This window comes from Acidovorax sp. GW835-FHT14B10, from assembly GCF_058793725.1.
On record NZ_JBXAGC010000008.1, the window covers coordinates 67,579 to 78,663 of the forward strand.

At 66.6% G+C, this 11,085-nt stretch carries 11 protein-coding genes; 3 read left to right on the forward strand and 8 right to left on the reverse strand.

The window, feature by feature from the left end:
• The first annotated feature begins 16 nt into the window (after positions 1 to 16).
• Positions 17 to 445, forward strand: coding sequence for an Hsp20/alpha crystallin family protein (locus AC1Q5S_RS08295; RefSeq protein WP_303833423.1), 429 nt, complete (start codon positions 17 to 19; stop codon positions 443 to 445).
• Here the strand turns inward: AC1Q5S_RS08295 and AC1Q5S_RS08300 are convergent.
• The 5 genes from AC1Q5S_RS08300 to gdhA all read right to left on the reverse strand — a co-directional run bounded on the left by AC1Q5S_RS08300 (position 432) and on the right by gdhA (position 6,005).
• Entirely contained in the window at positions 432 to 1,115 is a 684-nt protein-coding gene (locus tag AC1Q5S_RS08300; RefSeq protein WP_303833422.1) for an ABC transporter ATP-binding protein, read from the reverse strand. The two genes, AC1Q5S_RS08295 and AC1Q5S_RS08300, sit on opposite strands and share 14 nt — an antisense overlap.
• Complete coding sequence (gene miaA / locus AC1Q5S_RS08305; RefSeq protein ID WP_492238617.1) at positions 1,112 to 2,104, reverse strand: tRNA (adenosine(37)-N6)-dimethylallyltransferase MiaA; 993 nt, start codon at positions 2,102 to 2,104, stop codon at positions 1,112 to 1,114. Before miaA ends, AC1Q5S_RS08300 begins: the two co-directional genes overlap by 4 nt.
• Positions 2,101 to 3,336 carry a multidrug effflux MFS transporter gene (locus AC1Q5S_RS08310; RefSeq protein ID WP_303833420.1) on the reverse strand — a complete coding sequence of 412 codons (1,236 nt, stop codon included), beginning with the start codon at positions 3,334 to 3,336 and terminating at the stop codon, positions 2,101 to 2,103. Before AC1Q5S_RS08310 ends, miaA begins: the two co-directional genes overlap by 4 nt.
• Positions 3,337 to 3,408: 72 nt before the next feature.
• Positions 3,409 to 4,542: a PilT/PilU family type 4a pilus ATPase gene (locus tag AC1Q5S_RS08315; protein ID WP_303833419.1), complete on the reverse strand. Its 1,134-nt coding sequence runs from the start codon at positions 4,540 to 4,542 to the stop codon at positions 3,409 to 3,411.
• A 119-nt stretch (positions 4,543 to 4,661) separates the two neighbouring features.
• Positions 4,662 to 6,005, reverse strand: a complete 1,344-nt coding sequence (gdhA, locus tag AC1Q5S_RS08320; protein ID WP_303833418.1) for an NADP-specific glutamate dehydrogenase — start codon at positions 6,003 to 6,005, stop codon at positions 4,662 to 4,664.
• Between the two features lie 231 nt (positions 6,006 to 6,236).
• Here gdhA and AC1Q5S_RS08325 point away from each other — a divergent pair, with 231 nt between their 5' ends.
• Positions 6,237 to 7,409 (forward strand): glycerophosphodiester phosphodiesterase, encoded by a 1,173-nt coding sequence (locus AC1Q5S_RS08325; protein ID WP_303833417.1) that lies wholly within the window; start codon positions 6,237 to 6,239, stop codon positions 7,407 to 7,409.
• A 181-nt stretch (positions 7,410 to 7,590) separates the two neighbouring features.
• Here the strand turns inward: AC1Q5S_RS08325 and mutL are convergent, their stop codons facing one another.
• On the reverse strand, positions 7,591 to 9,537 hold the full coding sequence (gene mutL / locus AC1Q5S_RS08330) for a DNA mismatch repair endonuclease MutL (protein WP_303833416.1): 1,947 nt from the start codon (positions 9,535 to 9,537) through the stop codon (positions 7,591 to 7,593).
• A gap of 96 nt (positions 9,538 to 9,633) precedes the next feature.
• Here mutL and AC1Q5S_RS08335 point away from each other — a divergent pair, with 96 nt between their 5' ends.
• The gene (locus AC1Q5S_RS08335; RefSeq protein WP_303833415.1) at positions 9,634 to 10,281 is read left to right on the forward strand and encodes a DedA family protein; all 648 of its coding nucleotides are present in this window, start codon (positions 9,634 to 9,636) and stop codon (positions 10,279 to 10,281) included.
• A 33-nt stretch (positions 10,282 to 10,314) separates the two neighbouring features.
• Here the strand turns inward: AC1Q5S_RS08335 and AC1Q5S_RS08340 are convergent, their stop codons facing one another.
• Positions 10,315 to 10,551, reverse strand: a complete 237-nt coding sequence (locus AC1Q5S_RS08340) for a YMGG-like glycine zipper-containing protein (protein WP_303833414.1) — start codon at positions 10,549 to 10,551, stop codon at positions 10,315 to 10,317.
• A gap of 190 nt (positions 10,552 to 10,741) precedes the next feature.
• Entirely contained in the window at positions 10,742 to 11,074 is a 333-nt protein-coding gene (locus AC1Q5S_RS08345) for a cupin domain-containing protein (protein WP_303833413.1), read from the reverse strand.
• Positions 11,075 to 11,085: the final 11 nt, after the last annotated feature.

An 11,085-nucleotide genomic window follows, 5' to 3' on the forward strand; every position in this document is an offset into this window, starting at 1 on the left:
GTTCAGGAGCTTCACCATGAATTCTCTGGTTACCCGTGGCAATTTGTTCGATGACTTTTTCAAGGACATCGCCCCCGGTTTCTATGTGCGCCCATTGCATGGCGACGGCATACCCTCGCCGGCGCAGATCAAGGTGGACGTGAAGGAAACCGATGGCGGCTACACCGTGCAGGCCGAGGTGCCGGGTGTGCCCAAGGAGGATATCCACGTCGCGATCGATGGCAATATGGTCAGCCTGCGCGCCGAGGTGCGCCAGCACGACCAGAAGACCGAGGGCGAGAAGGTGCTGCGGTCCGAGCGCTATTTTGGTTCGGTGGCGCGCAGCTTCCAGCTGCCTGTGGATGTGGATGCCGCCCAGGCCAAGGCCAAATACGACAACGGCGTGCTGACGCTCACGCTGCCCAAGAAGCAGGGCGGCAGCGCACAGCGGCTCAATATCGAATAAGCCCGGCGGGGCCGGCCCAGCCAGCGATGCCGTCCGCCATGAGCCGCAGTACCCGGTCGGCGCGCGCTGCGGCGGCATCCGAGTGCGTGACCAGCACCAGCGAGGCGCCATGTTCGCGCGTCTGTGCGAGCAGCAGGTCCATGACGCGCGCGGCGGTGCCGGGGTCGAGGTTGCCAGTGGGCTCGTCGGCCAGCAGCAGGGCCGGGCGGTGCACCAGGGCGCGGGCAATGGCCACGCGCTGCAGTTGGCCGCCGCTCAGTTGCTGCGGCAGGCGCTCACCCAGGCCCGCCAGTCCCACGGCCGCCAGCATGTGCTGCACCCGCGCCGGGTCGGCGCGGCCCAGCAACAGGAGCGGCAAGGCCACGTTCTGCGCCACATCCAGGTGCGGCAGCACATGGAAGGCCTGGAACACAAACCCCACATGGGCGCGCCGCCAGAGGGCGCGCTCGGTTTCATCCAGCGGTGCCAGGTCGGTGCCGCCATGCACGACGCGCCCCGCGTCCCACCGGTCCAGCCCCGCCAGGCAGTTGAGCAGGGTGGACTTGCCCACCCCCGAGTCGCCCACGATGGCCACGAATTCGCCCGGCTGCACGGTGAACTGCACGTTGGCAAACACCGGTGTGCCGCCGTAGTGTTTGGCCAGGGCTTCGACCTGCAGCGGACCGCTCATGGCGCAGGGATCTCCAGGCGCTGCAGCACGGCCTGCACCAGGCGCGCGGTGGCGTCGGGCTGGTCGCAGGCAATGGCCTGGCGCCAGGGCATGCTGCGCAGCCAGGTGATCTGGCGCTTGGCCAGCTGGCGGGTGGCGGCAATGCCGCGTTCGCGCAGGTCGGCCAGGTCGAGCGGTGCCCCGGGGCCGGCTGCGGCCTGGGCATCGAGCGCTTCCCAGGCCTGGCGGTAGCCCACGCAGCGCATCGAGGGCAGGTCGGGGTGCAGGTCGCCGCGGGCACGCAACTGGTGTACTTCTTCCACGAAACCTTCCGCCAGCATGGCGTCAAAACGCAGTGCGATGCGCTTGTGCAGCCAGACGCGGTCGTCGGGTTCCAAGGAAAAAAGGGCTGTCGCGCTTGTGGGTTGTGCGCTGTCAGCTCTCTTTTTTGTCGTATGAAAGTGCGAGAGGGGCTGGCCGGAAACATGCCACACCTCCAGCGCGCGCTGGATGCGCTGGCTGTCGGCGGGCGCCAGGCGGGCGGCGGTGGCGGGGTCCACGCGGGCCAGTTCGGCGTGCAGGGCCGGCCAACCTTGTTCGGCGGCCTGGGCCTCCAGCCGGGCGCGCACAGTGGGGTCGGCGGGGGGCATGTCGTCGATGCCATCGAACAGCGCCTTGAAATACAGCATGGTGCCGCCCACCAGCAGCGGCAGGGCGCCGCGCGCGCGGATTTCGGCGGTCAAACGCTGGGCGTCCTGCACGAACTCGGCGGCGCTGTAGGCCTGCAGCGGGTCGCGGATGTCGATCAGGTGGTGCGGCACGGCGGCCAGCTCGGCGCGCGTGGGTTTGGCCGTGCCGATGTCCATGCCCCGGTACACCAGGGCCGAATCCACGCTGATGATCTCGACCGGCAGGCGTGGCGCCAGCACGGCGGCCAGGGCCAGGGCGCCGGCCGTCTTGCCAGAGGCCGTGGGGCCGGCGATGGCGATGGCGGGCAGTGGGTTGCTCATGGCTTGGCCGGCTCCCCGAATTTCTGTACCAGCGTCCAGGCCGCGAGGGCGGCACACAGACCCCAGAACCACACGCCCAGGGCGAGCGGCAGCACCGTGCCGTCCATGCGCTGGCCCAGCCAGTAGCCCACGCCAAACGCCACCAGCATCATGGCAAAGCCGTTCAGTGCAGCGGCCGTGCCGGCGGCTTGTGGAAAGGGGCCCACGGCGCCGCTCTGGCTGCAGGGCATGTGGATGCCATGCGCGATCTGGTACAGCAGGAAGGGCAGGGCATAGGCCCAGCCGCTTTGCACGCCGGCGAGCGCAAAGATGCCCATCAGCGTGCCGCCCGTGGCGCTCAGCAGGCCGGCCAGCGCCATGCTGCGGCGCAGCCCCCAGCGCACCAGCAGGCGCCGGCACAGCACCGTGCCGCTGATGTACATCGCCGCATTGCATGACAGCAGCAGGCCGTAGGCGGTGGGGCTCCAGCCCAGCACCTGGATGAAGGTGAACGACGAGGCGGCCAGGTAGGTGAACAGGCCCGCGTAGGTGAAGGTGGTGGTCGCCGAAAAAGCCAGGAAAGTGGGGTGGCGCAGGATCTGCCCCCAGGTGCGCAGCAGGTGCGCGGGGTGCAGCGCCAGCGGGTTGGGGCGGGGCAGAGTTTCCTCAAAGCGCAGCAGGACCAGCAGCAGCGCCAGGCCACCAAAGCAGCCCAGCGCGGCCATCGTGGCGCGCCAGCCCAGGTGGCCCGCCAGCAGACCGCCGAGTGGCGGGCTCAGGCAGGCAATGATGCCCAGACCCGTGAGCGCGCGGGACATGGCGTGCGCGCCTTGCACCGGTGCATACAGGTCGCGCACCACGGCGCGCGCACCCATCACGCCGGCGCCCATGGCGGCGCCCTGCACGGTGCGCCAGAAGATCAGCGTTGCCATCGATTGCGACAGGGCGCAGCCCAGCGCGGCCAGCACATAGGCCGCCAGCCCCGCCAGCAGAATGGGGCGGCGCCCCCAGCGGTCCGACAGCGGCCCCCATGCCAGCTGAGAGCAGCCAAATGCCAGCAGCAGGGCCGTGAGCGTGAGCTGGGATTGGGCCATGCTGGCCAGGAGCTGCGCCTGGAGCGTGGGCAGCGCGGGCAGATACAGATCGGTGGTGACCGGCTGCAGGCCCAGCAGCAGCGCCAGCAGGCCAATGACCAGCCCGGCCGGCATGGTCGCAGTGCCCGTGCGAACCGGGGCGGTGGAAGCGTCAGACATGCGCTGGAGGGTAGCAGATGCAGGGCCGCAAAATGCCTGATCAGCCCCTGGCACAACCGCGTGTGAAGGTGCTCAGGACAGCCTGGACGCCGACTGCATGGGCGACGATGTGTCGATCGAGAGATCGCCGGCATCCACCGTGCGGACGCCGGCGGCCAGCCGCACGCGCAGCGCCAGGTCGGTGCGCGAATCGGCATTGTGCAGCGCTTCCTCCAGCGAAATCCGGCCCTCGGTGTAGAGCGCGTAAAGCGCCTGGTCAAAGGTGCACATGCCGATTTCGGTGCTGCGCCCCATGGTCTCCTTGATGCCCGCGAATTCACCCTTGGCGATCAGGTCGGCGATGTAGGGTGAGTTGAGCATCACCTCGACCGCCGGCACCAGCTTTTCGTGCAGGCCCGGAATCAGCCGCTGCGACACCACGCCCGCCAGGTTCAGGCTCAGGTCGATGAGCAACTGGTGGTGCGCGTCTTCGGGGAAGAAGTTGATGACCCGTTCCATCGCCTGGTTGGCATTGTTGGCGTGCAGCGTGGACAGGCACAGGTGGCCGGTTTCTGCATAGGCAATGGCCTGCTTCATGGTGTTTCGGTCGCGGATCTCGCCGATCATGATCACATCGGGAGCCTCGCGCAGCGCATTCTTGAGCGCCTCTTCGTACGACAGGGTGTCGATGCCCACCTCGCGCTGGTCCACCACCGAGCGCTTGTGGACATGCAGAAACTCCAGCGGGTCCTCGATGGTGAGGATGTGGCCGGTCACGTTCTCGTTGCGGTAGTTGATCATCGACGCCAGCGTGGTCGATTTGCCCGAGCCCGTGGCGCCGGTCACCAGCACCAGGCCGCGCTTGCGCAGCACCAGCTTTTCAAGGGTAGGCGGCAGTCCCAGCGCCGCCAGGGGCGGGATCTTGCTCTTGATGTAGCGAATCACCATGCCGGTCTCGCCGCGCTGCACGAACACGTTCACCCGAAAGCGCCCCAGGTTTTCGGCCGAGATGGACAGGTTCATTTCCATCCTGGCCTCGAACTCGCTGATCTGCTTTTCGTTCATCACCGAATAGGCCAGCTGCTTGACCTGCCCCGGCAGCAGGGCGGGCATCGTCAGCGGATGGGTGATGCCTTCGACCTTGAGGTTGACGGGCGCGCCCACGCTGAAGAAGAGGTCAGAGCCGCCGTTCTCGACCAGAGCGTTCAGGAAGCTGAAGATTTCCACGGTGAATCCCGCTAAATGTGACGATTTGTATGCCTCTGCGAGCATATCCGCTGGAGCGCGCGGCGCAAAAAAAGGGGGCGAATGCCCCCCGGTTCCGGTGTGCGAATCCGCGTTGCGGATTACACCACTCCCTGTGCCAGCATGGCGTCGGCCACCTTCACAAAGCCGGCGATGTTGGCACCGTCGATGTAGCTGACCGAGCCATCGGCGCGCCGCCCGTATTTCAGGCAGGCGGCATGGATGCCCTGCATGATCTGCAGCAGGCGGGCGTCCACTTCTTCGGCGGGCCAGCTCAGGCGGGCCGCATTCTGGCTCATCTCCAGGCCCGACGTGGCCACGCCACCGGCGTTCGATGCCTTGCCTGGTGCATACAGCACGCCAGCGGCTTCAAACGCCTTGGCTGCTTCGATGGTGGAAGGCATGTTGGCGCCTTCGGCCACGCACAGCACGCCGTTCCTGATCAAGGTGGCGGCATCGTCGGCGTTGAGCTCGTTTTGCGTGGCGCAGGGCAGGGCCACGTCCACGGCGATATGCCATGGCGTCTTGCCGGCCTGGAACTCGGCGCCCACCAGCTGGGCGTAGTCGTTGACGCGGCCGTATTTGTGGTTCTTCACTTCCATCAGGATGGCCAGCTTTTCGGCCGTGAAACCATCCTTGTCGTACACCGTGCCGCTGGAATCGGACACCGTCAGCACCTTGGCGCCCAGGGCCATGGCCTTTTCCACTGCATATTGCGCCACATTGCCCGAGCCGGACACCGACACGGTCTTGCCGTCAAACGATTGGCCGCGGGTCTTGAGCATCTCTTGCGCAAAGTACACCGTGCCGTAGCCGGTGGCTTCGGGGCGGATCAGCGAGCCGCCGAACGACAGGCCCTTGCCCGTGAACACGCAGTCCGCACGGTTGCTGAGCTTCTTGTACATGCCGGCCATGTAGCCCACTTCGCGGCCGCCCACGCCGATGTCACCGGCCGGCACGTCGGTGTCGGCGCCGACATGGCGGAACAGTTCCGACACAAAGGCCTGGCAAAAGCGCATCACTTCGCCAGGGCTCTTGCCCTTGGGGTCGAAATCGGAGCCGCCCTTGCCGCCGCCCATGGGCAGCGTGGTCAACGCGTTCTTGAAGGTCTGCTCGAACCCCAGGAACTTGAGCACCGACAGGTTCACCGAGGGATGGAAGCGCAGGCCGCCCTTGTAGGGGCCAATCGCCATGCTGTGCTGGATGCGGTAGCCGCGGTTGACCTGCACGCTGCCATGGTCGTCCACCCACGACACGCGGAACATCACCACCCGCTCGGGTTCCACCAGCCGTTCCAACAGGCCGTGCTCGGCGTAGCGGGGGTGCTTTTCGATGAAGGGCCACAGGCTTTCCATGACCTCTGTGACAGCTTGCAGAAATTCAGGTTGGCCAGGGTTGCGCTGTGCGACCTGCGCGAGGAAGCTGTCTACGGACTCGTACTTCATGGAAAGGGCTTTCTGTGCAAAAAACGAAATATGCGGCGTTGCAGCACCGAATTATGTCAAAAAGACATGCGCTCATGCATGATCCTGCACCGTGGTGGGGCATTTCTGGCGGGGTTTGCCGGTTTTTGGTGCGTTCCGGTGACCGCTTTTGGTGCGTTTGCGTGTCATGCGTTTGTCACCCTTTCGCACCACAGTGGACCGTTTCCAATACACACCAGAGGGACGGAAGAGATGCGCCAACAACCAATTGCAAAAGTCGGACTGCTTGTCCTGGCAACGGCCACTGCGCTGGTGGCATGCGGCGGCAGCGATGGGCCGAACTACCCGACGCCCCGCGGCGAGCGGCCCCTGGTGATCGGGCACCGCGGCGCCAGCGGCTACCTGCCTGACCACACGCTCGAAGGCTACAGGAAGGCCATCGAGATGGGTGCCGATTTCATCGAGCCCGATCTGGTGGCTACGAAGGATGGTGTGCTCATCGCCCGCCATGAGCCCAACATCACCGGCACCACCGATGTGTCCACCCGCACCGAATTTGCCAGCCGCAAGACCAGGAAAGTGGTCGACGGCGTGGAAGAAGAGGGCTGGTTTGCCTCGGACTTCACCCTGGCTGAAATCAAGACCCTGCGCGCCATCCAGCCCATGGCCGACCGCGACCAGTCGTTGAACGGCAAATACCAGATCCCCACGCTCGATGAAGTGCTGGACCTCGCCAGGAGCGAAGGCACCAAGGCCGGCCGCACGGTGGGCGTGTACCCTGAAACCAAGCACCCCACCTACCACGTCAACCTGGGCCTGAAGCTCGAAGACCGCCTGCTGGCCACACTGGCCAGGTACGGCTACACCACCAAGGCGTCGCCCGTGATCGTGCAGTCGTTCGAGGTGTCCAACCTCCAATACCTGCGCACCAAGACGCAGGTCCGCCTGGTGCAACTGGTGGATGCCAACGACGTCAACGCCAACGGCAGCATGGATCTGACAGCTCCCTATGACAAGCCTTACGACTTTGCCGTGGCGGGTGATGCACGCACCTTCGCCAGCCTGCTCACCCCCGCGGGGCTGAAGGAAGTGAAGACCTATGCCGACGGCGTGGGCCCCTGGAAACCTTATCTCATTCCTTCCAGGCAGGTGGACGCCAACAGCGACGGCAAGCCGGACGACCTCAACGGCGACGGCAAGATCGACGACCGCGACCGCGTGATGATGGCGCCCACCAGCGTGGTGAAGGACGCCCACGCCGCCGGCCTGTTCGTGCACGCCTACACCTTCCGCAGCGAGGCCAAGCGCCTGGCATCGGACTTCAAGGGCGACCCCAAGGCCGAATACAAGCTGTTCTTCGATCTGGGCGTGGATGGCGTGTTCAGCGACTTCCCGGACCACGCCAAGGCCGCGCGGGAGAATTGAAGCCCCCTGAGGCGCTGCGCGCCATCCCCCAAAGGGGGACGCTCCCAGCGCGGCGGGGCGGCCCTTGCGCGGGAGCGCTGGCGTTCGGCCGTGCCGGCGCGATGGCAGCGCTTCGCTTGATCGCTCTGTTGGCCCTTCGGGGCCGATTTTCTTTTCTGACCTTTGCCGGCCCGTGGAGCGGTTATCGGCCGCGCAGGAACAGCGCGTCCAGTTCCTTCATGCTCAGCTGGCGCCAGGTGGGGCGGCCATGGTTGCACTGGTCCGACCGGTCGGTGGTTTCCATCTGCCGCAGCAGCGCGTTCATCTCGTCGATGGTGAGCTTGCGGTTGGCGCGCACGGCGCCGTGGCAGGCCATGGTGCCCAGGATTTCATTGCGCGCGCGTTGCACCACGGTGCTGGCGTCGTGGGTGGCCAGTTCGGCCAGCACGCTGCGGGCCAGCTCCACCGGGTCGCCAAACCCTGACGCTGTGGCCAGCGTGGTGGGCACGGCGCGCACGGCCAGGGTCTTGGGAGAGAAGGGCACCACCTCCAGTCCCAGCGTGACCAGCACCTCGGCCGACGCCTCGGCGGTGGCCACCTCTTCGGGGGTGGCGGCAAACGTGGCTGGAATCAGCAGGGGCTGGCTGGCAATGCGGGCGCCGCTGTCCACCTGGGCCTTGAGGCGCTCGTAGACGATGCGCTCGTGGGCGGCATGCATGTCCACCACCACCATGCCCTGCGCGTTCTCGGCCAGAATGTACACGCCGTGAAGCTGGGCCACCGCGCGGCCCAGCGGCCAGATGGCTTCGTCGCTGTTGCGGGGGTTGAGGGGAATGGGCGCCGGGGACGGGGGCAGGGTGTCCGTCTGCTCACTGCTGCGGGCGGCCATCCAGTCCGACTGCGGCGCGGTGGTCCCGGCAGGCACGCTGTCCTTTTTCGGTCCCCACAGGGCCTGCAGGTCGGCTACATGGTGGCCGCGTTCTTCAAATTGGATAGCTGCTTGCGCTTGCCAAATCTGCGCTAACGGCTGTTTTGGCGTGAAGTCCTCGGCGCCGCCGGGGGCGGCAGCCGTTTCGGGGGGGGGCGATGCCCCGGCGGCCAGTGCGGCGGCGCGCGGGGCGGCCAGCGCGTTTTCGACCGCGTGGCGCACGGCCTGGTGCACCTCGCGGCTGTCACGAAAGCGCACCTCGATCTTGGTGGGGTGCACGTTCACATCCACGCGGGCCGGGTCGATCTCCACATACAGCGCATACACCGGCTGCTTGTGGCCATGCAGCACGTCTTCGTAGGCGCTGCGCGCGGCGTGCGTGAGCACCTTGTCGCGCACGAAGCGGCCGTTGACATAGCAGTACTGCTGGTCGGCGCGCGAGCGGGCGGCGTCGGGCAGGCCTGCGCGGCCGGTCACGGTGATGGGCCCCGCGCGGTGCTGCACGGCCACCGACTGCGCCACAAAGTCGTCGCCCAGCACATCGGCCAGGCGGCGCGCCAGGGCGTCCTGCAGGTGGGCGTCGCCCGGCACGAAGGTGGCGCGCCACTGCTCCACCAGCTTGCCCTCGTGCCAGATGGCAAAGCCCACATCGGGCCGCGCCAGCGCGTGGCGGCGCACCGATTCGATGCAGTGGGCCAGCTCGGTGGCGTCGGTCTTCAAGAACTTGCGGCGCGCGGGGGTGGAGAAAAAAAGCTCTTTCACCTCGACCGTGGTGCCAGTGCCGCGCGCCGTCGGGCGCAGCTCGCCGCTGCGGGCATCGAGCATGAAGGCGCCCGGCTGGTATGCGGGGCGCGACAGCAGCGCCATTTCGGACACCGAGCCGATGGCGGCCAGCGCCTCGCCCCGAAAGCCCATGGTGGCCACGGTTTCGAGGTCGCTCAGGCTGGTGATCTTGCTGGTGGCGTGGCGGCGCAGGGCAATGGGCAGCTCTTCCTGCGGAATGCCGCAACCGTCGTCTTCCACGGCGATCAGCCGCACGCCGCCAGCCAGCAGGCGCACGGTGATCTGCGTGGCACCCGAGTCGAGCGCGTTGTCCACCAGTTCGCGCACCACGGAGGCCGGGCGCTCCACCACCTCGCCAGCAGCGATCTGGCTGATGAGTTCGTCGGGCAGGTCGCGGATGGGGCGGCGGGGCGGTGGGGAGAGGGTGGTGTCGTTCACCGGGCGATTTTAGGGTGGGGCCGCGCAGGGACATCGGGCGGGGCGGCACGGGCCGATGGGGATAATGCGCGCTGCCTTTGTGTTGCCGGAACCTCCATGGAATTAGTGACTTTTCTGATCGACTTCATCCTGCATGTCGACAAATACCTCGAAGCCTTTGTCGCCAGCTATGGGGCCTGGGTGTATGCCCTGCTGTTCCTGATCGTGTTTGTGGAAACCGGCGTGGTGGTCATGCCGTTTCTGCCGGGCGACTCGCTGCTGTTCATCGTGGGCGCGCTGTGCGGTGCAGGGATGATGAGTTTTCCGCTCGCCTGCGCCGTGCTGATCGCCGCGGCCATCCTGGGCGACCAGTGCAACTATTCGATTGGCCGCTACTTTGGCCCCAAGGTGTTCCAGTGGGAGGACTCGCGCTGGTTCAACCGGCGGGCGTTCAACCAGGCCCATGATTTTTACGAACGCTATGGCGGCATCACCATCGTGATTGCACGCTTCATGCCGTTCATTCGTACGTTCGCACCGTTCGTGGCCGGCGTGGCACAGATGGGGCGGGCCAAGTTCACCGCCTTCAATGTCGGTGGCGCCCTGCTCTGGGTGTTGGGGATCTGCTCTGCTGGCTATTTCTTTGGCAACTTCGCCTGGGTGAAGGACAACCTGGACAAGATCATCTGGGCCATGATCTTCATTCCTGGCTTGATGGCCATCTTTGGTGCCTGGCGTGCGGGCCGCAAGGCCAACGCGGTCTGAGGGCGCCAGGCCCTTGTTTTTTGTGGCACTGAATCAGCGGCGGGGCTTGGACTGATCGCGGTCCTTGCCGAGTTCGTTGCCAATCAGTGCGCCAGCGGCGGCACCGCCCACGGTGCCCAGTGTGCCGCCCAGCACGGCGTTGCCGGCAACGCCCCCGACCACGGCGCCTACGCCGGTACCGATCTGGGCATTGGTGGGGTTGGCGGCGCATCCACCCAGGGCCAGGGTGGCAGCGCAGACAGAGGTGGCAAGAGCGAGACGGATATTCATGGCGAGAATCCTTTGAAAGTGCTGTGGAAAGACCGTGGCGGCAAGGCCATCAGGGCCACCGCAGGGCCACGGCCCCACTATCGCGCGCCAGTGGATGCAGCGCTGTAAGCAGCACCGACCGGACGGTGTAGGACAGGGGCGCCACTGTGGGCTGGAGGGCAGACCCGGGGTGCCGGGCGCGTGCCGGTGCTCAGCCCGGTGCCAGGCAGAGGGTGACCAGCAGCGAGGCATCTTCGACGGCCGTCAGGGCATGCAGCGCCCGTGGCTGCAGGTGCACCAGATCGCCCGCGCGCAGCATGTGCGTGTCGCCGCCGGCCTTGAACTCCACCGTGCCTTCGAGGCACTGCACGGTCGCTTCACCGGGGGTGTGGTGCTCGCGCATGCTCTTGCCGGAACGCAGCACCACGCGCATGACTTCCAGCTGGCCGGCCTTGAGGATGGCGCTGGAGGTGGCCTGTGCCAGGCGGTCGCCGAGCGGAAGGACACTGACGACCTGGCCGGAAGGGGTGTGGGGAAGTGCCATGGGGTGTCTCC